We start from the raw sequence: 21699 nt of genomic DNA, 5'->3' as shown, positions 1-21699 counted from the left end.
TCTTGCTGCTCAATGAAGATGCCGTCGCCGGATCGCTGACGACCAAAAACCTGTCGCGCTTTGCGGCGCGGCGCCTGTTCGAGCGGCTGCAACAACTCGAGGCCGTGCGCGAGCTGTCGGGCCGCACCAGCTTCCGACTGTTTGGGCTGTAGCGATGAGCCAAGCCTCCGCCCGCCGCAAGCCGAACGAGCAGCCAGCCTTGCTCGACACCGAGCTCGAGCATTTGCCGCCGGAACTGCGCTGGCGCGAGTGGATGGGCCGCGTCGAAGCGGTGATCTTTGCGGCCAGCGAGCCCGTGCCGCGCGAGGTGCTGGCGCGAGTGGTGGGAAAAAACTGCAATCTCGAGCTGATCATCGACGACATTCGTGCCGAGCTCGCCGGCCGCCCCTACGAACTGGTGTCGGTCGCCGGCGGCTGGCAGCACCGAACCAAAAAAGCCTTTGGCGACATCATCCACGCCGCCTTCGGTACGGCCGCGGGGCAGGGGACAAAAGAACTGTCGCAGTCGGAGGCGCTTGTCCTCATGTGCATCGCCTATTTCCAGCCGATCACGCGCGGCGAGTTGTCGAGCTTTTTCGGCAAGGAGGTGTCGCGCGATCTGATCGGCCATCTCCGCGGTTCCGGCATGATAACCTCCGGTCCGCGCAGTCCGACACCGGGCGCTCCCTATACCTATGTCACGACCAAAGAGTTCCTGTTGCAGTTCGGGCTCGAGACGCTGCGCGACCTGCCTGAGCTGGAGGCCCTCGAAGATGCTGGCTTGTTGAACCGACACAGCCCTACAGCGGATGCGATGCTGATCGGCGCGACGACCGACGAGGATGGAGAAGGCGATGACGAGGCTCTTTCAGCGTGACCGACACGTCACGGAAGCGATCTCACGCTGTGCACGAACGCGTCGCGTCGTATCGGGCGCTGCTACACACGGCTAACTGCGGGTAGAGCCGCCGGCCAATGGCTCGCAGGGAGGACGAATGCGCGGGTGCGCGCAAAGCCAAAGGCTTGAGGAACTGGGCATGCCCTGGATACAAGCTGCCGCCAACGCCGTCCGTGGAGGCAGTTGACATCGACAAGCTGATCTCGCAGCTTCTTCGCCAATGAAGCGTGAAATGACTGTCGTCATCGGAGGGCTGGAGACCAAGAGCGAGAAGATCCGCGCGCTGTTGCACGAAGGCTACATGCGGACGGAGGTCGCGGACTTCCTCAACATCCGGTACCAACACGTCCGCAAGGTGGCCGTCGATGCCGGCATCGAAGGCGGCCTCCGGCGCGGCCTCGTCGTTGTTCCCAAGTCAAAGCCTATCCCAAAGGTTCGCGCCGATGTCGCGATCGACGTGCTCACGGCCGCCGGATTCGAGCGCCTGGGTACGTGGGTGGCCGACGGCGCAGGCGGCATCGGGCTCGACACCTCCGCACCGCGTGACGCCGGTGTCTACGTGTTCGTCGTGGACGGTCTCATCAAGTACATCGGGGTAAGTCGGGCTGGCATCCGCAGCCGTATGTCAAACTACCGGCTCGGGCAGGCCGGGCAAAAAACCAGCGCACGCGTAAACCAGATTATCAAGGAATGCGTAACAGCAGGTACAGTCGTCGAGATCTACATCGCGATGCCTCCTGCGCTCGAGTGGAACGGCTTGCCGGTGATCACGGCCGCTGGGTTAGAAGCCGGGCTAATAAAGATGATCCAGCCACCGTGGAACAAGATGGGTGTGGAGAGTTAGATGGTTAGCCGGTGGCGACGCGTCGCTATGGATGCGGACATTATGGATTTCGGCGGGTCGGCTATCATCAGGATCTCGCGCGGGACGAAGGGCGATCCGATGGCGAGCGTCGAACGCATGGAATGGTTCGAACCTGACGGTCATGAACACACGGGTTACGCGGACGCGGTGACGGACCGGCGACGGCCGGCAGCGGAGGTGCTCGCCGAATATCGAAAACAGACGGCTGTGGTTGCGGTTGAGAGCGAGGACTTGTGGGACGCGGCCTGGGGAGAATTGGCTAGCGAGAATTGCTAGATTTGAGTTTTCGGGAGGTTGTCCATTCGGACCGGACCGAGGAGACTGGAGTTACCAGACTTCAGTACTCACCGGAGGGTCCGAATGAAACATGCACAAGAATGCCGTCTCGGGCCGCTGCGTCGAGAGGAGATGGCGCTGTCGGTGATAGAAGGCGCTTTTCCAAAGCCCATGCGGCGCGAGTCTATGCGGAGGCGCATCCGAAGGCCGGCTGGCCGTATCCGAAGCAAACGGCAACTCCGCCATGCTCGCACCCGATTTTGGCGCGCTCGATGTTACTGTGCTTGAAATATCTGCTCGATACAAAATGTCTCGAAAGAAATCGGTAGACCCGTGCCCACGAGAACGTGGCCGCTTGGCTCGATACGATCCGACGATACCGAACTCGAGATCAGCGTGATCTCAGTTCGGGAGATTTCGAATGGCCTCGAGAAAAACGCAAGAGCGACGACGCCGTCGCGAACATCAGCGCCAAGGCGGCCGATGCCAGTCGCGCGTATCGGCCGATCGATGAGCACCTGATGCCACAGCCGGCATTCGCCCATATCAAGGACGCCGACAATCTCGGCCTTGGCGTACGACGCGATCGCGGGGCTTATCTCGCCGAAATCCGGCAGACCCTCGACTTCAATCTCAAGCGGCTGGCCTACCGTGCCCGCAACGGCAAACTGCAGGGTGTGCGGCTGGTCGCCGGAAAGCTCGCCGTCACGCCGTTATCGAACGAAGTGCCCGCGGAGGCCGAGGAGCTGAATTGGGAGCTGAACAGCATGTACCCGCTGGTCGAAGTGCCCGACCTTCTTACCGACGCGCATAGCTCGACCGGCTTCGCAGATCAGTTTGCGCACGTCCGCATGAGCGACCCCCCGCGTAGCGTTCCGGCGATGCTTGCCGGCGTTCTCCCGGACGCTACCAATCGGGCAGATGGGCATGGCCACCGCCTCCAAGGGTACGCCCGCGCCAGCACCACAGGTTCAGCACCTTGATTTTCAAGCGAGCGCCAGAAGGCCGCCGGCTGCGAAATCATCCTTTTTGCGCTACAACCGCAGCTATCGTTCGATCGCTCGCGATCTTGCAATCAGCAAGAATAGACAAAGCCGACCTTGCCAAAGTCTTCGCGGTGGTCTCGGAGACGGGACATCTGGCGCGGACCCCAAGTTGCTTGCGAGCGACACTGTGCCCAGCTTTCTCCCGCCAGTTGAACGACGACGTCGAGATCGAGGATTAACTGCTCGGTGTCGGCGCCACAGCGGTTGGCCGTTGTGCATGCTCGCATTCGTCAATGTTAAGATCGCCCTTTGGATCGCGCGCCCCAGGAGCTCCTGGTCTGCCCCGTGTTCAAGATCCGGCTGGCTCCTCCGACGCCAGATCATAATCCAGCCGGTCAAAGAACATCGCGTAGGTACGATCCCAGATTGAAACTCACCGGGTCGCTCGTGCCTCGTCTCCAGCGATGAGCGTAGGATCTAGACTCAGCAGGTCCTCCATAGCTTCATCCGACAGCTTGAGCGTGAACTGCAGCCATGCGCTTCCTTTGCCCGTATCGGGTTTGGCCGCGATCTGAATGCTCGTGGACAGTGGGCCCTTTTCCTTAACGGCGGAGCCTTTGACTAGAAAACCGCCGATCAACCTGTCCTCGTTCTTTTCTTGCAAGAACTCTGTCAGCTTCGGCGCATCCTCGGCGTCAAGCGTGGCGATATCGATGCCGCGGAGCTTGTCGACCAGGGCGTGGACATAGGACCGGCGCAATAGGATGCGGTGGCCCGAAGCAGCGCCGCTACGTTCGGGCAACACCGTTGCGGTCGATGTTCCGGGGATATCCAACACTTCGAAGGTCGTTCCTTTTCCGCTTTTCACGCGAAGATGGACCGTCACTGATGCGTCCACTCCCATAGTTGGGGCGACGCTGAGTCCGATGCGACCTAAGTCGGTGAGGGCGAGGTGTTGGACCTCTTGAGCGTACAACGGGCGGAGTGTGCCCAAAAAATCCATTCCTTTTACCTCGCCCAAGGAGCCGGGGCCCGAGACGGGGAATGTATGGAGGGATTTGGGATCCCACTTCAGACTGTACGGCTTTTTCTTGTAGATGATGAATTGATCGGCCGATGCGCTGTCCTCATCGAACGAGCGCAATTGCCCTTCCATGGCCAGCAACCGAGTTACTTTCGGCCCCGATCCTCGGGGTATGAGGTCGCAGTCTGGCGTGATCACCACCATGACTCGCTTCTTGGTGGGCTGAACGAAGATGTCCCCCAAACGCCGTCGATTGGTGTGATCGCCGACCAGCTCATCAACCCGGACACGGTGGAAAAATCGTGCAATTGGCACTGAAGGCCCGTCGAATGCGCCTTCAATTCCCTTGCTGAGTTCCTTGTCGTCTATTTTGGTGAACGCTTCGCTGGACCAATCGACCTTCTCTGCTACCAAGGCGCGAAGGTTTTCACCGAACAACCACTCGAGATAAGAGCCCATCTTCTCGCCTTCACTAGCAAGGCGAAAACGGAAGAGATAAGCCAAGTCCTTCGGCTCCAAACTGCCGATCTGTTTCAGGACTTCCTTTAACGCGCTCTCGGCCCCTGATCGCCATTCCTTCAGAGCGCGGTGGAGGACCTGGCCGAAAACGTAGCCCTGGCTAGTATCGAGCAGAGTATCAGCGGCCTCGTTCTCTATCTTCAGATCCGCGCCATTGGTGCTGACCCAACCCTTCTGCAAGAAACGAAAACGCAGTGCGAGAACGTTTTCTCCCAAGTCCTCAACGTCTTGCCGGAACGCCTGCGCCTTGTCTTTGACCGGTTCCGAAGACATCAGCACGATCGCTGGATCGTCCGCTGGCTTCGTCTTCAACAGCCTGTCCAAAAGTTGCACCGAGGCGAGACGCGCCTTCGTCTTGACAGCGGCGGTGAGCCCTTCGCCCGTGGCCTCCGGACTTAGGTAGTAGTCGAGGAATACAATCTGCGGCCCGAACTCCTTGAACTGCAACTCGCCATCCAACAATCCCGATAGTCGAACCTCTACCTTCTGGCCGCATTTCTGCAGCAATGCGATGAGCGGGTCGAGGATGGCGAGCGTCAAGCCTTTCACGGTCTTGAAGTGACCACCCGGATCGAATCGATCCTCTCGAGTGGCCACGAACTCGGCGTAGAGTGCCTTTCTTGCGTTAAGCAACGCGTCAGACTCGAGGTTGTTATTCTCCACCGCGGCAAGGGCATCGCTGATGTCACCGTCGTTCAGATTTGCTGCTTTGCATGCATCAATACCCTCGATGTCGCTCATGAAATCTAGAAGCGAACCGTCGATCTCCGTTAGTGAAGGAACGTCATAGACATCGTCGATCAGCAATATGCGTTCGATCTTGTTCTGGGAAAACGCCTCCAGAATTCGCTTCTCGTGCCCCATCGTTGTCCCCTAGCCCATGTCCAAGACGAACATGTTCAACCGTCCCTTTCGAATACGCCCGACTTCAGCGTCCATATGCAGTCGCCACTTGTGATACTCCGCGAGTTCACGCGAGATGTAGAGGCCAAGGCCACGCCCTTGCCCTGTCGGCTTCGACGTGATGAACGGCTGAAAAATCCGCTCTTTTCGATCCTCTGTGACACCTGGCCCGTTGTCCTCGACCGTCAGGGTCTTGTCGTCCCCATCCAACACAACACTGATTCTCGGAGCGAACCGATATTCGTAGCGCTTTTGCTGCTTGAGCCAGTAGGCAGCGTTGACGAGAAGGTTTTCGAGGATCTGAATAAGCATTCCGCGCACAGCGTTGACGATCATCGGTCGATCCGGGCGTTCGAAGGAGACGACGATTCCGTGGCGAGCGAATTCCCTCTCGTGATTGGAAAGCACCTCGTCTACGAGGTCCGCTATGTCGAATTTGCTCTTCGACTGCCGCTTCTCGCCAGTTAGTTCGTCAAACGCCGAGATTCTCTTGTGCAAGGTCTTCAGTTGTTCCCGTAGGGAATCGATGGTTGACTGCCGCAGACTTCCTTCGGAGAGTAATTCCATGGTGTGCCCGACCGCTCGATCCAGCTCATGGAAAATGAATTCGGTCATGAGGCCGATGCCCGCGAGGTAGACGAACTTCTCCCTCTCTTCCTCCGCCTCGGACACGACCTTTTCGATGCGTTCTGCCAGAGATGCAGATTGAGTGGTCAGTTGCGCCACGCTCTTGGTTAAGTCCGCCAGATCTGCAGCTGCAGCCGGACCCATTATACTTCGGATACGCTCCAATGCATCATCAACCCGTTTCCGGGTATCAGTTGCCAGCCTAGTGTCCTCCTCAGCGGCGCGCCGCTCGATAAACTCGATCTCATCTGCTTCGTTGATCAACCCTCGCAATTCGGTGTGGACGACCCACATCAGAATTTTTCTCAATGCATCAGCAGCGTCCGACTGGATCAGGCCCTCTCGGTTCGTCTGCTCACTCAGTGCAGTGTGTGGAGTCTCCAGAAGCACTCTTCCGACAACCTGTTGCCGGTTGAGCTTAAAACCGGACACGCCGAACGCGTTTTCATCGAGATCAAGCCAATCATTTGATGGATCGCCGTACGGCAGAATGCGGAACCCATAGCGGTAGAGCATCGGCCCGCCGCTCCAGTGGGAAATCTCCCGCCGCGTGTCGGCCATCTTTTCGGTGAGGCCCGCAACAGCCTCGACCACCCGCCGATTGAACCAATAGATGTCGGCGGAGAACTTGCCTAATGAGGTGAATGCCGAGGGTCGGACGGGAACAAGGCGGAAGGCGGCATGTCCCCGCTTGGCGCGTCGCTTCACCGCTTGCTGCGCCAAAGAGTGAACAGCTGCGCCTCGCTCGTCGATCCGCACGCTTCGGTGCCGGAAACGGTAGTCTACCAAACCGGTTAAAACTGGTTCGCCGTCGATCAGGTTGAAATTGATATGACAGTACGCATGAGCCGAATCCAGAAGCGCTTGGGGGATTGACGGTATGCTCACCCTTTGACTGTTGTGTCGCGCAACCAATAACCTGTTGGCAGCGCCGGCCACGAACGGATCGACCATCCTTGCTATTCTGCCCTGCAGGATGTCGGTGAACCGAACGTGCGTCCAGTCGCTCTGCAGGTCGGAGATAAGTATCCGCGTCCCGGACTCTTCTGCCGAACTCTTTTCCTCCCCCACGAAAGGCTCGATTTTGATCTCTTCGATAGACCGCTTGCTGTCGTGCGAGAACAGTGTCCAGTCAATATCGAGCAGGTTCCAATGCGTTTCCCCCGCTTTCGTGGTTTTGACCTGCAGGCGGTCACCCAGCCGCATGGCGGACAGCCGCCCAATTCCCTTATCGCCGAGATTTCGAGCACCTTGCTGGTTCTCGGTGCGACGCGAGCGTGTACCGACGCGCAGGAAGATATTCTCCAGATCGTCCAACGACATTCCGTGACCGGAGTCTCGAACCTCTATCGTGTTGGCTGTGGCATACCACGATCGAATGATACCCAAGTATTGCGGGCGATCAGTTGCGTCCCTCAGGGCTGCAACCAGCCTGTTGGCGTCGACGCTCGAAGCATCGATCAGGCAGCTCTGGAGATAGTCTGTCACTTCGGGAAGATCGTGCCCTTCCTCTTCCACACGAGCGACGATTTCCTTGAAGTCGGTGTGCGTGATCTCAACAGTGACAAGTATCTCGACGCGGGTGGATCCTGCGTCGACTGCATTCTTGATCAGTTCATACAGTGCTACCTCGTCGGAGCTTATAAGCTCTTTCCCGAGTTCAAGCAGAGTTCTCGCCTCGAACGTGAAGCTCACGTCGCCAACATGTTCTGGAACTGCATCATGCGTTCTGCCCCCCAATGCACGGATGTTCGCATGTCTTCGTAATTGCACAAAGTTAGGAACGAGTTCACATGTAAAGCCGACGCAAAGGCTAGCGCTTGTTTTTCAGCGCCTCTGCGCGACTTTTTGCACCTAAATCGAGCAGACAAGACATCCATCCCTAAGGTGGCTGTCGTCTTCAACGTCAAGGCCTCCCAGCGTTTCAACCAGCGAAAGGTTCTTCCGCCGGGCTTTCTTGCGGGCTTGGGACACTTCCCAGTCGGCCTTGATCTTGGCAACGCGCTCCGGCTTTGCCAGCTCGGCCAGCGGTTCGTTCTGGCACCAGTAAAACTGCTCTCCGACCTGTACGGCCTTCTCTTCGTACCCTTGGGCGAGCGCAAAGTACTCTGGATGTTTCTCGAGTAAACGCACCCACTCGATCTTCTGCTGATAAAAACAGAAGTAGCACCCAGACCTAGACCGGCCCCAATCCATGTAGGGTGGCAAACCCAAGCCAGAATCCTCCAGGATCCGGATGATGTCGGCCCGTACTAGGCCGTCATCTTGGAATGGGTACACCGCCAGAATGTTTGGTTTAGTGCTGATGTAGCCAGTGCGATTTTCGTCGGCACGAAGGCCGACGTAGTTGATTACTGGACCATCGCCAACGTAGGCCTCGAAGGGCTTTAGCTTCAGCATCTTCGTGCACCAACGCCGGTGGTTCGAAGGAAGCATGCCCCGGTAGACGGTCAACCAATGGTCAAAACTATCGACCGGCGTGGTTCTGACAATGGGCTTCCCGAGGATCGCCTCAAGCCTGCCGATGTAGTCGTAGGTCTCCGGCAATTCCTTGTCGGTGTCATGGAAAATGTACTCGATATTCGGGGCCCGGTCCCGAAGGTAAATCGCAAGGGCCGCGCTGTCCTTTCCTCCGCTCAAGCTGAGGATGTGGCGTGGCGCTACGTCGTTGAACGCAATGGCAATGTCAGCTTCGTATGATCTCATTTCAGCGATCCGTCTAAGCGTTCGGCCATTTGAGCAGGCTCTTGCTTTCCCTTTTTGAGCTCTCGCAAAAGGAGGTTGGCCAGAAACTGAATGCGTTTAGCATCCCCTCGGGGCAGATGGCCGGCCAAGGCATCAAGGCTGACCTCATCCTTATCGGACAGGCGGACGTCCTGAACCACTTTCACCAAATCAGTCCCGTCTGGAAGCGTGAGATTAAGCCGAACGGCGTCGGAATTGGGCCGATCTCCACCCATGCTAAATGCTGCCGCTTCAACCTTAGCGAAGAGTTCCGCCAGCGCGCCGATTTCTTCGCCGAAACGAGCCTCGTCGCCAGGCAACCAGCGGCTGGGAGGACGGGCAACCACGAAACTTGCAAGCGCTTCGGCCCACGCTTCATCAGACAGGCCTGGGTCCCGAAGACGCAATGCAAAGGCCCGAAGCCGAGGCTCGCGAGCTGCAAGACTGACGCGTGACGCACGGGAGGCCAGGGCCGCACGATCGAACACCAGGTCCTGGGTGCCGGCGGCTTCCGCAACCCGCAGGACAATACGCTCGAGCAGCTGCGAATACGCGCCCTGAAGGTCGTTCACTGCAGAGCTTAGGTTGATCACAAACCGCTCAGCGTCGGAATAAACCTCATCGCCGTCAAGGTCGAAGGGGGCCAACTCACAGGCGATTGGCAAATCCTTGAAGAGGAGCGTAGCAGGTTCTCGAGCGCTGAGAAGCGCATCTCGAACCGCCATCGACATGGACGACAGAGTACGCGACTTCCTCGTAAAGTCAGGGAGCTTCGCCGCGAATTGGCATAGCTCCTGAACCACGTCCAACAGGACCGGGCGCCGGACTTGGACGCCCTTAGCGAAGACCTCGGCCAGGCGCGCAAACACCTCTGATCGTACGCCTTCGACGCTGCAGTACTGAATGTCGAAGGAGGCAGGTGCTTTCGACAGCCTGAGAAACTCATTGGCGCCAAACCTCGCTAGGAACGTGCCGTCCTCATAAACGGCCAGCTCGTGGCCGTGAATTTTGAGGATTAGGGCCAACAGAAGAGGAGACAAACCGTCTCGGACCCCGAAGGGAGCGGCTCTCAGCTCATCCAGGATCGATACGACCGAGACGCGATGCCCTCGGCCGCTCTTTATCGCCGTGATGATCTTGCTAAGAGCAGGGTGCAGCTTCAATGGGTCTTCGGCGGGCGAAGGAATCTCAAGCGCCATTCGACCGTCTCTCTCAATGTGCAAGCGTCCGGCCTGCAGAACCGAAAGATACATCGATTTTTCCGGCGGAGCCCTGTCTGGGTCAATTCCCAGCAAGTTCTTGTCGACCGAAGTGAAAATCCCTTCGATTAGCCGCATTCTGGCGGAGGCGGCGGCACTGCTAAGAGCCCCTCGATTGATAAGTTCGTTGGCCACCTTCGGCGCCGACGAGAAGACCAAGTCGCAAATCTCGGACAAGGCGTTGGAGACGGTGCCTTTCATATCCCGCGGCTTCCCCGCGTACCACCAATTTACCGAATTCCCGCTCGCGGTCGAAACCCCGGATACCGTCTTGAAACGTTCGGCCAACGACCGTTTCGCGTTGTGGAGCTGGCGCGATACCTCAGCAGCCGCGAAACCATCATGGGCTAGCTCGGGCGTGTTGTCCTCGATCCAACGCCACCGTTGCACTTCGGCAAGCTCATGCGACAGCACGGAGAGAGGCTGCAGTAACCCGATTAAGATGGTGCTCGGTATAATCTCAACCTGCGCTTCGATCACCTCCCATGCGGCCTCTCGCTCAGCCTCGGTGTCCACCATAACAAAAAGGACATAACCGTCGCCGGCAGGTTCCTTACGGATGGCCTCAGCCAAAGCCTCGCCGCGAATGTGCCGAACCTCAAAGTACCGCATCGTTCCGGTCTCAAGGTAGTGACGTCGAGCCAGTATCGGCATTTTCTCGAGGTACTGTCCGATGTGCGCGCTCACCTCACTGTGCTCGACAACAGCGCGTGTAGCGTTCTCAAGGGTCGCATGAAGGTTGACGCTCGAATTAGGCCACAATCGCAGGCTCCCGCGATCACCGCGCTGGAACAGCAGGCCGCGCTGCTTCAGTCGTGAAATCGAAGCCACGATTTCGTTGGGATCTTCTGCGGAGAAACAAGCTCCAAGCGTTCTTTCATTGGCTATCAGGTCGTCAGAATCCAGTAGGTTGAGCAGGCCAACCGCCTTCATCAGTCGGGCATCAAGCGCGCCGATATCCGTGGCAACCTCGATAGTCGCGACAATCCGCAACCAGTGACTCTGATAGCTCGCCCCGCTCAATCGATGTCCGAACGATGCCCGAGCGTAGTCGTAAAAGGCAGCGAGATCGTACCAGCCGTCCCCCACGCTGGTCTTTTCGGCAAATGACTGTAGTCCGAATGGTTCGGACGAGAGCAGGAACCCAAAGAGCGATCGCTCGTGCTGTCCGAACCGCGCGAAAAATCTCACTAAGGTTGGCAACAGGGTCGGGTGCAGAGGATACAACCGGGTCGCATCAATGCTGGCAATGCCGCTGGTCTCCCCGCCAAGCCAGCCCATTGAGGCGGTTGCACTAGCGGCGCGCTTTGCTTCCCTGGTGACAGTCGTGGGCAGTGGGCTCTCGGAAATCCCGAGCGCCCCCGCTATCAACGCCGCTGTGTGAGCGAGCGGCTGGTCGAATACGATTTCTTCGAACCGTCCGGCCACCTTGTCCCATTCATGCCGAACTGCGGCCGGCAACCGCTCTGCGTAGGCCTGGAACCCCTGATGCAAAATGCCCAGCAAAACGAATGGTCGATCGCCGCTCCTGGCAGCCATTTCTGCGAGGCGCTGCAAAGCAAAGACATCCTGTCGGTCATGGTTATGGGCCGCAAATTCCAGGATTTTGCCGAGCTCATCAATGATGAGCACCATGCCTCGGCCAGCCTTGGACGCCTTTGCCCTTACAGCCTCGAGCAGAGTCTCCAGCGACCGGGAAGTGCCGGTCGCAAGGCAGGCCTCAATTGCACCATCGATCGTTCCCCAGCCGGCAGAGCGGGCCGGCCGTTGCTGCTCCAGGCTCTCACGTACGCCGCGTGCAATTGCCTCCACTAAGCCTTCACGGCTGCCTGTGACCAGGATTGGCCATAAAGGCGCGATATCTGGCTGGACGTCGTCCAGACCAATCGAACCTGCAATGCGGGCGATCCCTTCGGATGCGTCCTGTGCCAGCAGATGAGCCAGCACGAGCGCGAAGGAGGACTTGCCTACTCCGTAGTCGCCCGTGACACGCCATGCGCGACGGTTAGACTCGCGCCGCAGGCCATCGACAACACGAAGCAATGCCGCGGCCATTGCCGGCGTCACCACATAGTTGTCGAGCGCCTTGGGATCTGTGAAGTCCTTTTCCAGCTGTGCGGACCGCAGGAACCGCGGCGGCACATTCAGGAGATGAGAAACCATTTGCCCGGAGTTACGCATCGGCCGTTTTCCCATAAATGGTGGCGAGCTTGGTGGGCTTTGTCCCGATTTCCCGACGTGTGATCAAACCCTGGATAGCTGAGGGCTGATAGGCGATGCACCGGCCATTGGAAGACAAGTCCTCCAGGCGGCCGCGCACGTCCTCTTCATTCAGCTTGAACACCTGACCAGGCGAGCCGGGTGCCGAAGCCACGCTCCGCAATCCAAGGGTATTCTCGTCCGGGCTCGATCGCTCCCAGAAATCGAGCACGCAATATTCAAAAAGGCCTTGGGTGATCTCAGGTTTGGCTTCGCGGCGGAACGAAAAGACCGTTTCCCACCGCCCCCCCTCTACACGGCGTTCGCCCGTCGGCATCAGCAAATTGAGTGGGACCAACGGGCCATCGAGTGAATCCTCGACCGAAATTTTGCCGCCCGTGGTCGCATGATAAGTATGGATGAACACGTCCAGATGTTGGGACAGCGTCACGTCCGAATGTTTATGGCCTAGCTTTGCCGACTGCCGCTTAAATGCCTGGAGCGCCTCGGTGCGAGTGAATTCAGGATAAGGCCATTGTCCTATTAGATAGTGCCAAGCAAAGAGTGCCGGACTGGTCTTGGACGAAGTGTTCCAATGAAGCAGCCACAGCGTACGGGCATCCTCAAGATAGGGATCGAGGCCATCAGCGGCAAAGACGGCGTGACCAAAGTCTGTGAGTTGATGCTGCTTGTCGCCGGTTGGAGAGGCCACACCCATCACGTCGACCCAAAATCGAAGCGACCGAACCATGTTTTTGCCGACCCCTAGCTCGACCATGGCCTGCTCTTCGTCGAAGAAGATGGCAGGGTTCTTCGATATCGCCCGATACGCTTTTGGCAGCCAGGCGTAACGGCAGGCGAATGACTCGTGACCAGAAAAGCGGAAAGTCTGGACCTGCTGCGATATTGCCTGAGATTCAGTCATTCTGCGCTCCTGACAGCAAGTTGCGGACCTCGGCGATTGCCGTCGCGATCATCTCAACGGCCTGATCAATGTCAGCTTCTGTGGTCTGTCGTCCCAGTCCAATGCGCAGGCAACTATCCAGCAATTCCTCCGGTAAGCCCATAGCATTCAACACATGCGAAGGGCTTTGGGCACCCGAGTTGCAAGCAGATCCGGTGGAGAGCGCCACAGTATCCCTGAGTCTGGCGATAACGACATCATTGGGTGCACCAAGGGCTGAAAAGTTCAGATTGTTGGGCAGGCGATTTCCTATCTCGCCATTGACGATTACGCCGGGGAGCCTCAGAAGAAGTTCTGTCTCCAGTCGATCTCGTAGCAGGGACTGCCTGTGGCTCTCGGCTTCTCCCTCCAAGCTCATTAGCCTGCACGCCTCGCCCAGTCCGGCTATCCCGGGTACGTTCGGAGTGGCCCTATGTGACGTCGCCAAGCCATAAGCCTCGCTGGGATTGTAAATCGGCGAAATCAGGGCTCCAACGCCCTTCGGTCCATTGAGCTTATGTCCGCTCAACGCCAGATAGTCGATTTCGCTATCCAAACAGCTGAGACCCATGCGACCCGCACCCTGCGTGGCGTCGACCAGTATGGTGGCTCCGGCGTCATGCACCAATTTGGAGATCGCGGGTATTGGGTAAAGCGTACCGACCTCGTTGTTGGCGGCCATAACACAGACCAATTCAACACCAGCATGAAGCGCACTTTCCAGGCTTGGCAAGACGATCTGGGCAGCTTCATCGACGTCGATCCAGGTGATTTCCACCAGTTGCAGGCGCTCCGCGTGGATCAGAGTGTCTATGACCGCACGATGTTCTACACGGCTGAGTGCGACGCTGAGAGGTGCTTTCCTGTTCACCCCGATTGCGTGCGAAATCGCTAGATGAATTGCCTCGGTCGAGCCCGAGGTGAAATGGACATGCGGGGGCTCGGCATCTACCAGATGGGCAACAGCGGTACGAGCCTGCTCGACAACCAACGCGGCGGCGCTGCCAATGGTATGTTCGACGCTGTTGGCGTTGCCATACACCTCTGACATTACCTGCATAACCAGCTGCGCTACGCGGGGGTCGATCGGCGTAGTGGCGTGATGGTCAAGGTAGATCACAGATCGAACCTTCGGAGCTTGTGCGGTGTGCAATTGTGGCTCGGGCCTATTCATGGATTACCACTCTCAGAGCGCCGTCCTGATCAACCACGGGTCCGTACAAGTGAATTTCGACCGTACAGCCCAGCGCTGTAAGCCAACGTGCCAATTGGTCGATGCTGATGCTATCGACCCTGCCGGCCATCACCTTCGACATTGTTGGTTGGTCTGTACGGCATAACTTCGCGGCGTCTGTCTGACTGAGCTCTCGTCGGGCGACGGTGGCAGTTAGAGCACTACGAAGTTCGTCGCGCGCCGCTTTGCTTGAGCTACGCAAATTGATGGTGTCGCTGTTGCCCTCTCGGTTCATCCGACGCGGATGCGTAGCCGCCACGCGATTTGTCCCCACATTTCGAATCGTCAAGGCGGACTTTATGGAAAATTTCCCATAGAGATAGACCCGGTCACAATTTGAAGCCGTTTTGAACCGTTTTATGATGAAGTTTGGCCCATCGATGACGCTTGGATACGCTCACCATTGTTTGGCAGGGCCGCGAAGTGACTGATGCGCAAACCTTGCAATTCTACCGCCGCAACGCTGCAAGCTACGCAGCTGAGACCTCCGAACGTTCGATGGCCGCGGCAATCGACCGATTCTCGGCCTTTCTGAGATCGAAGGCCAGTGTTGTCGACATCGGCTGCGGAGGAGGGCGAGACCTAAGAGTTCTCCGCCAGCAGGGGTTCAATGCAGTTGGTCTGGACGCATCTGCCGAATTGGGGGCGATAGCGACCGAATTTTCCGGATGCCCCGTTGTCATTGCCGATATGAGGGTGATGCCGTTCGCCGCGGCCAGCTTTGAGGCGGCATGGGCAGCGGCCTCACTTCTCCATGTCGACCGGCAGGATGTCCCAACTGCACTTGAAGAAATCAGGCGTGTGTTAACGCCCAGCGGGCATTTTTTTAGTTCGATCAAGCAGGGCGCTGGCCAAAGGCGTGAAGCGGATGGACGGCTTTTCACGTATTTTTCGCCAGCTGAGTGGAGTGCAATGCTAGAGGCATCCGGGTTTTTGATCGTCGACGGGGCCAGCACTGCCGCCGATCCCCAGACATCCGGCAATCGATGGTTCAACACCATCGCGAAGCGAGCTTAGAGCCCATGCGGTTATTAATAGCTGCCGTGTTGCTGCCATTGATGTGGCTTTCCGCTGCCGGTGCGCGGCCTGCCAATAGCCCGCCTGCTGTTCAGTCTGGCACGAAACAGGAAGAGGTCAACCTGACGAGTGAACCTCCGATCGTTGTTCGTGTCGAACAAGCTGCTCCTTTTGAAATGGCGAGCCCACCAAAAAGCTGGTGGGAACCATACGCTCAGCCAGCAATCTCAGGTTTCGCAGCGCTGCTTGGCGCGGCAGTCGGCGGACTCATCGCCAAGTGGAATGCATCGGCCGCCAACAACCAACGGGCGAACGAGATCGAGATCGCTCAAATCCAAAGCAAGCTAAACGACTTCTATGGGCGCTTCCGCTTAATTTCAGAAGAAAACAAACTTGTTTCGATGGAATTTAAGACCCGTCACGGAGGTGACAGCTTCCGGACCCTTCTCGCCCTTCTTGACCCAAACTGGCTCAAGGGCCTGTCGCCGGCAGACAAGACCATCGTCGCGAGAATGGTAGAGAACGGCCTGATATTGAGAACATTGGTCCGCGATAAGGCGGGTCTCGTAGATCCGGCCATATCACCCTATTTGGCGAAAGTTTCAGCGCATTTTTCAATGCTCGAACTAGCCTATAAGGGAGAACTTGAAAATGATCCAGAAAGGTTCAAGCAATATGTCTATCCAGAAAAACTGGATGGGGTTTTGGATATTGAGATGAAAAGGCTGGCCGGCCGAATTGCGCTACTTCTCGCGAAAAGTGGTAAACACCACAAAGCCATCTCTCCTCTTATGATACCAAACAAGCTACAGCTCTAAACCAAACCGGCCAATTCAGTACGGAGAATGCCGACGCCGTTTCCGCCCAACACAAACCCAACGAATTCACGCAGCATAATTCTCAGCGAGGTTCCGCTGCCAGACCGCAACGATTTGGAATTTTGGTGCAATTAGATGTTAGTCAGTAAATTCTTCTCGAGACATGCCCAGTAACTTGGCCTAACCAAGCAGGGAGCGCAGGGGGGCGCATGGCAGGACTAGGTGAGCGTTGGGTACGGTTCCTCCGATTGTACGGACCGACCCCTCGAAACGAGAATATGTATGACGAGCACATCCAGCGTTCGGCGAAGCGGCTGGGTGTGCGGCCTATTGCGTTCGAGCACCCAGTCGAGACCCAGATTCTTGAACTGCTACGGCCTGGAACCGAACGGGCGCGCTGCATCATTCTCACCGGGACAGCCGGGGACGGAAAGAGCCGCCTTTGCGGCCACGCGTGGGCCGCGCTAGGTGGCGACGAGCAGATCTGGAGCACGGACGAAGTCTACTACGAAATGAGCGCTGTGATAGCCGGCCGGGTACGGATCGTAGGAATCATTCGCGATCTCACTAAGCTGTCCAAGGACGGCCCGTTCGGAACCTATCCGGAGAAGCACAGCCTTCTAGCTGCCGTTAACAAAGCGATGTTTGAAGAGGATCCAGACCGCGTTTTCATCGTGGCAGCGAACGACGGTCAATTGATGGAGACATGGCGCAAGCTACCAGCTTCCGCCGAATCAGCTCGCGCCTATGTGCTGCTGGAGAATCTGTTGGTGGAAGAGCCGGATCCTGCGTCGGGTGGGGTCGCCTTTTTCAATCTGAGTGCGATCCCATGCGCAACGCTTCTCGACCTAAGTCTGGACGCGCTATTGAGTCATGAGGGTTGGCAGGCCGCTTACAATGAGGCGACGGATATTGGGTTCTTCAGTCTCAACTGCCCAATCAGGCGCAACTACGAGATACTTCGCCAGCCTCTGTTCCAGAGTCGGCTGCGGGCGCTTTTCGAACTTCTCGATCATAGTGGACTTCACACCCCGATACGTCGCGTGCTCCTGCTCCTTGCCAACGCTTTGCTTGGACATCCCGGCGTCAAAGACCGTCTTATGATGCCGTCCGATATCGATGAACTCCAAGTTTCGAATACGCTCCATCTGTCGGACATTCACGACAACGTCTTTGGGCAGAATCTCTCGCCGGCGCGCCGCGAGAGCCTTGAGATCATGGAATTCTTGTCGCGCTTTGGCATTGGACACGAAACGACCAACAGGATCGACAATATCCTGCTGTTCGGCGCCGAAGACGAGGTCTTGCGGGGCTATTTTACGATGCTGGTGGAGGAAGGAACGCCACCGCGCAAACTGGCAGAACTTCGGACCACTCGCGCAAGCTATCTCGAATGTCCGGAGTCCGATCTGGACGGTGGCCATCCTTTCCTTGCTTCTCTCGTTGCACAGCGGCGCGCGATGTTCTTCCGTATTCCGGAAGAGTTGGCCGAGGATTTGCGCCTGTGGGACTTGAGTGTTTTCTCCCGGGCAGGAGAGTATCTTGTCGATGTCGTGCAGCCACTTGCCCAAGGCGTCAGGGTGAACAGACGCATCCTCTCCCGGCTCGTAAATGGGCTGAACCGTGTTTTCACTGGCATGCTCGTTTCCACGGAGCGAGAATTGCTCCTTGCGACGAACCTGTCCTATTCCGGTTCGGGCGTGAGCCAGTTGCTTGAGGAGCGGATCTCGGTCGCGCCGAAGCGGCAGGAACGTGTCGAGATCGCGTTGGAGGGCCGCATGCCTTCGCTCATCGTTCACCTCGACGACACGATACGCTGCCGGCTGTCGCTCAATCTTGTTCGCTACGAATTCTTGATGCGGGTCGCGTCGGGTGCGCTACCTGGAAGTTTCTCGCGCGAATGCCACGAGGATATCCTGGCCTTCAAGAGTTCGATCTTGGTAGCACTCGGCAGTTTACGGCCTCCTGATGAGCGTGGTGACCTGGTATTCAAGCTGCTTACGCTTAACGCAGCAGGAGAACCTGCTGATGAAGTGATCGAAGTCGCTCATGCTTGAGACCCTAAGCCCGCCGCCCGTCAGCGATCATCCTCGGAACGACATGTGGGTCGACGAGCAGATCTGGGGTCACCGACTATGGGATTCGACCAGTCCGTGGTTGATTTTCCTGGAGTTCCTTGGTGTCGCCGAAGCATGCGAACGAGAAGGGCGGCTGCTCGACGACGCGGGGGTACCATATCCTCTGCGATATAAGCCTGCCCGGCGTATGTATGCGCGAAACATTCTCTACAATGGCGAGTCTCTGGGACGCAGCGCCACGAGAGGTGGAAACGACACGGCCGCCTGGGACGAGTGGATCGCCACGATGAGCGAACGGGCGCAGGGGGTGCGCACCCGCGACTTCAGCTACCTGCGGAAGCGATTTAGCTCGTTCAGGGACTTTGCCAGCCTGATTACGATGCTTAGGTCTTCGACGATCGAGTCAGGATCGAACAAGCGCTGGAGCTCCCGCTTTGTTTTCCCTTTCGGTCGCCATGCGCTCTATGAGGATCTTAATCTCGTCAAGGGCAATGCCTCACGTGAGTACATCAACTTCGGGCTGCCCGGCGAACTGGTCTATCAAATGCTGTGTCGGTCATCCGCTGCCGAGGCACTTCGGCCACATCTTGCAAAGGCGTTTGACGGGGACCCATGCGATCGCCTGCTGGACCTTATAGAACCGAAGTATGAGGAAGACAGGCAAACGCGCGGAAACAGTTACCTTCCCTATGCCCGGCATCAATGTTTCGACGATCTGGGCCGAGACTGGCTAGCAGTTTTTGAACTCGGGTTGCCGCGGTTCGACGCATATCCGCACTTAGCCACCCTCGCGGCGTTCCATCTCCTACGCTACCAGCTCGTGGTCGCATCTTCGGCCTGTGGCCGCCAGGCCCCAACGTTCGTAAGTGAGGTCGTCGCTCCTCGAAAAACGCTTGTGCGCGAATTGTCGGTCGCCAGCTATCAGCGCAACAACACTTTGCCGGAGCGTTCGGTAGAGGCCTACGTGTCCGCGATCGGTAGCAGTCCCGAATGGGTGGCGGCGCTCAAAGGCGAGGCGCCTTTTACCGATTGCCGGCGCATTCTCGTCGAACGAGTGCGATGGCCCGCATCCGATGACGACTATGATGGCCCGCACGATCCCGAGATGTTGCTCGCCGAGTTTCGCCGCGCTGCTGTCAATCGACACCGCAACCATGTGGCCAATGTGCATCGTTCATACGGCATCGGCGCGGGTCTCGTCTCCAAGCGGGGAACGACCCGCCTTCGCTACGCCCCAACCGACTCGATCCTGAAGGCGTTGATCCTCGCTAATGTTTCGACGCGGATGGACTTCATGGAATTCTTGGCCCTGCTCTATGACAGATACGGACTCGTTTTGGGCGAGCGAGAGGCGGAACGCGCGTTGGATCCGGACGAATTCGATAAGAAGGCATTTCAAGCAAATTCCGGCCGGCTCGAACGACGGCTACGAACTCTCGGCATGCTGCGTCGACTCTCCGACGCCTGTGCGTATGTGGAAAACCCACTGGCGAGAATCGTTCGATGAACCGTCACGAGCTTATTGGATGCGTTGCCGCCGCCTATTTGCGTGACGAGTTGGGCGATGATAGTTCTGGAGTAGCGCGCTTCCTTATCGATGGTCTCAGCATTCCTCAGACCGCCGCGGTGGCGGGCGCGGTTTTGGCGAATCCTGCGCTTGATCGGCGGGTCTCAGTCAAGTTACCTGAGAGCCTATTCGCTGACATGGGGCTACCGCCCGAGGCATTAACCAGAAGCCCGGCGACGTGGTTTCGTGACGCGGAATGCGACAAGGCAGCATTTCTCGTCACCAATGTCGGGGAAGGCGGCGAGGACCAGTCGCTCCAAGACATGAGCAGGCTTGGAGGGGCAGAGCTGCTTGAGCGCTTGGCTGCCTGGGTCGATGCGGTCGACGACGGTTTGGGCCTTGACGCGGAGGGGCGGGTCATCTTCGAACGAGCGCTGGGCGGATTGGCCCAGCTGCGTTCCACATCGCTCGACCGCTTCGCCGGTTACGTGCTGCGCATTCGGCACGCCATGGAGGTGGACGGCCATCCTCTTATCGAGGCGTTCGGAGCGGCACTCCCCGCCTTACACTTGCCGAACGACCGAACGGCGTTCAGAAGCATCAAGGACAAAGCCCTTCGCCATGTCTCGGCTTGGCAGCGCGAGTTCAACGGCCTTATGCGACGCCGTCGAGGGCTGCTACTCAAAGAGACGCCGACGCAGATCGTTCTAAATGAGGATGATCTACGCGCGGCTTTTGCAAAAACGCGCGAAGCCATCCCCGAGAGCAATCACGCCTCGATCGAGCGTTTCATTGTTACCCACCCCGGTTGGAATGAAGCTGCTGCTGAGCTGGCGGAATGCGAATGGGAGCAGATCAAGCCGCTATTCGAAGGCCTTGCCCGCGAGAAATTCAATATTGGAAACGAGACTCGCAAATTTTACGACGAAGGCGAGCCGGGGCTACTCTCCGCAGACGACGATGAATATCTGCGCCACCTCCTAATTCGAAACCCCAAAGAATCAAGTCCCGAAGACGTCGAATTTTATGATGATCATCGCGACGAGCTACGGGCCGACCGCAAGCTAAAATCGGCATGGGATAAGCTGATCTACGGGCGGGCTCGAGAAACGACCGATTTCCTGGCTGGCATTGCCGCCGCTATGGAAACGTTCCTCAATCAGCCTGGCACGAGACGAACGCTTCGCATCCGATGCGATCGTGCAACCAAACGCGATCTCAAGGGCCTCAATGTTGATGCTGGCGAGTATTTCGCGCTGCGTTATGCTGGTCTCCAACGTTTGCTTGGCGCCAATGTCGCGCTGGATCTCGGTCCCCTTATCGAATTTCCACAATTGGTGGAATCGTGGAAGCAGGCCAAGACCAAGGGTGTGCCAAACCGGTCAACGGCAAAAGCGGCACTCCAACTTAAATTCCAACTCGATTTCGAGACGGAAACCGCCTCCGGCTCGGTCCAGACCTCGTCCACGCAGCTCGTGTGGCGTTACGAACCAAACGTCATATCCTCCCAGTTCGTTGATGATTGGACGAGGTTGGAAGCTCATCCACTGACGATCGGGCGAACATCGCGTGAGCCCGCGGTCGCTGGACGTCGAGCTGGGGCGATAGACCTGCGGGACGTTCGGACACTCGTCCCCGCCTATGATCGTGATCGTGGTTCACTTCTGCCCGCCTATCGCAAGGAACGCGACCTCGCGTTGTTCTGGCCCATACGCTTGCGGGAAAATGTTCTAGCCGGCCTTGTCACGGCTAGCGCTGCAGAAGAAATCGCCAATGCGTTCGAAACATTTTCCAAGGCCTATGTCGATGCAGTCCAGGGGTTTCGGACGAGCGGTCCTGGCAG

General features: G+C 57.8%; 15 protein-coding genes and 1 pseudogene. 10 read left to right on the top strand and 6 right to left on the bottom strand.

What is annotated here, in order from left to right; all coding sequences use genetic code 11:
- The 5 genes and pseudogenes from EN742_RS03255 to EN742_RS03230 form a co-directional block, all read left to right on the top strand.
- Nucleotides 1-152 (top strand): DUF1403 family protein (locus tag EN742_RS03255; protein WP_128332430.1); only part of this gene is annotated, 152 nt, incomplete at its 5' end.
- A gap of 2 nt (nucleotides 153-154) precedes the next feature.
- Complete coding sequence (locus EN742_RS03250; RefSeq protein ID WP_128332429.1) at nucleotides 155-856, top strand: SMC-Scp complex subunit ScpB; 702 nt, start codon at nucleotides 155-157, stop codon at nucleotides 854-856.
- A 253-nt stretch (nucleotides 857-1109) separates the two neighbouring features.
- Entirely contained in the window at nucleotides 1110-1721 is a 612-nt protein-coding gene (locus EN742_RS03245) for a GIY-YIG nuclease family protein (protein ID WP_128332428.1), read from the top strand.
- A gap of 42 nt (nucleotides 1722-1763) precedes the next feature.
- A complete protein-coding gene (locus EN742_RS03240; protein WP_128332427.1) occupies nucleotides 1764-2018 on the top strand; it encodes a hypothetical protein in 255 nt (84 codons plus the stop codon).
- A gap of 482 nt (nucleotides 2019-2500) precedes the next feature.
- Nucleotides 2501-2966: pseudogene (locus tag EN742_RS03230) on the top strand (Tn3 family transposase); the annotation flags it as partial.
- A 471-nt stretch (nucleotides 2967-3437) separates the two neighbouring features.
- Here the strand turns inward: EN742_RS03230 and EN742_RS03225 are convergent.
- The 6 genes from EN742_RS03225 to EN742_RS03200 all read right to left on the bottom strand — a co-directional run bounded on the left by EN742_RS03225 (nucleotide 3438) and on the right by EN742_RS03200 (nucleotide 14322).
- Complete coding sequence (locus EN742_RS03225) at nucleotides 3438-5411, bottom strand: hypothetical protein (protein WP_128332425.1); 1974 nt, start codon at nucleotides 5409-5411, stop codon at nucleotides 3438-3440.
- Between the two features lie 9 nt (nucleotides 5412-5420).
- The gene (locus tag EN742_RS03220) at nucleotides 5421-7772 is read right to left on the bottom strand and encodes a sensor histidine kinase (protein ID WP_189375150.1); all 2352 of its coding nucleotides are present in this window, start codon (nucleotides 7770-7772) and stop codon (nucleotides 5421-5423) included.
- A gap of 159 nt (nucleotides 7773-7931) precedes the next feature.
- Nucleotides 7932-8783 carry a phosphoadenosine phosphosulfate reductase family protein gene (locus tag EN742_RS03215; protein WP_128332423.1) on the bottom strand — a complete coding sequence of 284 codons (852 nt, stop codon included), beginning with the start codon at nucleotides 8781-8783 and terminating at the stop codon, nucleotides 7932-7934.
- Nucleotides 8780-12241: an ATP-binding protein gene (locus tag EN742_RS03210; protein ID WP_128332422.1), complete on the bottom strand. Its 3462-nt coding sequence runs from the start codon at nucleotides 12239-12241 to the stop codon at nucleotides 8780-8782. The genes EN742_RS03215 and EN742_RS03210 overlap by 4 nt, the downstream gene beginning before the upstream one ends.
- On the bottom strand, nucleotides 12234-13184 hold the full coding sequence (locus EN742_RS03205; protein ID WP_128332421.1) for a DUF4007 family protein: 951 nt from the start codon (nucleotides 13182-13184) through the stop codon (nucleotides 12234-12236). Before EN742_RS03205 ends, EN742_RS03210 begins: the two co-directional genes overlap by 8 nt.
- Complete coding sequence (locus EN742_RS03200) at nucleotides 13177-14322, bottom strand: cysteine desulfurase family protein (protein WP_189375148.1); 1146 nt, start codon at nucleotides 14320-14322, stop codon at nucleotides 13177-13179. Before EN742_RS03200 ends, EN742_RS03205 begins: the two co-directional genes overlap by 8 nt.
- A gap of 501 nt (nucleotides 14323-14823) precedes the next feature.
- Here EN742_RS03200 and EN742_RS03190 point away from each other — a divergent pair.
- From EN742_RS03190 to EN742_RS03170, 5 genes are all read left to right on the top strand, one after another.
- Nucleotides 14824-15453: a class I SAM-dependent methyltransferase gene (locus EN742_RS03190; RefSeq protein WP_128332418.1), complete on the top strand. Its 630-nt coding sequence runs from the start codon at nucleotides 14824-14826 to the stop codon at nucleotides 15451-15453.
- Nucleotides 15454-15479: 26 nt separating this feature from the next.
- Complete coding sequence (locus tag EN742_RS03185; protein WP_210214423.1) at nucleotides 15480-16271, top strand: hypothetical protein; 792 nt, start codon at nucleotides 15480-15482, stop codon at nucleotides 16269-16271.
- 278 nt (nucleotides 16272-16549) lie between these two features.
- Complete coding sequence (locus tag EN742_RS03180; RefSeq protein ID WP_210214422.1) at nucleotides 16550-18328, top strand: hypothetical protein; 1779 nt, start codon at nucleotides 16550-16552, stop codon at nucleotides 18326-18328.
- Nucleotides 18321-19856 carry a hypothetical protein gene (locus EN742_RS03175; RefSeq protein WP_128332415.1) on the top strand — a complete coding sequence of 512 codons (1536 nt, stop codon included), beginning with the start codon at nucleotides 18321-18323 and terminating at the stop codon, nucleotides 19854-19856. The genes EN742_RS03180 and EN742_RS03175 overlap by 8 nt, the downstream gene beginning before the upstream one ends.
- The coding region (locus tag EN742_RS03170) for a hypothetical protein (protein ID WP_210214421.1) at nucleotides 19853-21699 on the top strand (1847 nt) is incomplete at its 3' end. The genes EN742_RS03175 and EN742_RS03170, both read left to right, overlap by 4 nt.

Origin of the sequence: Mesorhizobium sp. M4A.F.Ca.ET.020.02.1.1 (genome assembly GCF_004022645.1) — a bacterium.
Lineage (GTDB): Bacteria > Pseudomonadota > Alphaproteobacteria > Rhizobiales > Rhizobiaceae > Mesorhizobium.
Note: the sequence above shows the minus strand (reverse complement) of the source record. Positions and strands in the feature narration are given on the sequence as shown.

What these genes read in the sequence shown, in the direction of transcription:
- EN742_RS03250 (WP_128332429.1), top strand. Translation starts at nt 155, where the DNA reads ATGAGCCAAGCCTCCGCCCGCCGCAAGCCGAACGAGCAGCCAGCCTTG.
- EN742_RS03245 (WP_128332428.1), top strand. Translation starts at nt 1,110, where the DNA reads ATGACTGTCGTCATCGGAGGGCTGGAGACCAAGAGCGAGAAGATCCGC.
- EN742_RS03240 (WP_128332427.1), top strand. Translation starts at nt 1,764, where the DNA reads ATGGATTTCGGCGGGTCGGCTATCATCAGGATCTCGCGCGGGACGAAG.
- EN742_RS03225 (WP_128332425.1), bottom strand. Translation starts at nt 5,411, where the DNA reads ATGGGGCACGAGAAGCGAATTCTGGAGGCGTTTTCCCAGAACAAGATC.
- EN742_RS03215 (WP_128332423.1), bottom strand. Translation starts at nt 8,783, where the DNA reads ATGAGATCATACGAAGCTGACATTGCCATTGCGTTCAACGACGTAGCG.
- EN742_RS03210 (WP_128332422.1), bottom strand. Translation starts at nt 12,241, where the DNA reads ATGCGTAACTCCGGGCAAATGGTTTCTCATCTCCTGAATGTGCCGCCG.
- EN742_RS03205 (WP_128332421.1), bottom strand. Translation starts at nt 13,184, where the DNA reads ATGACTGAATCTCAGGCAATATCGCAGCAGGTCCAGACTTTCCGCTTT.
- EN742_RS03180 (WP_210214422.1), top strand. Translation starts at nt 16,550, where the DNA reads ATGTATGACGAGCACATCCAGCGTTCGGCGAAGCGGCTGGGTGTGCGG.
- EN742_RS03175 (WP_128332415.1), top strand. Translation starts at nt 18,321, where the DNA reads ATGCTTGAGACCCTAAGCCCGCCGCCCGTCAGCGATCATCCTCGGAAC.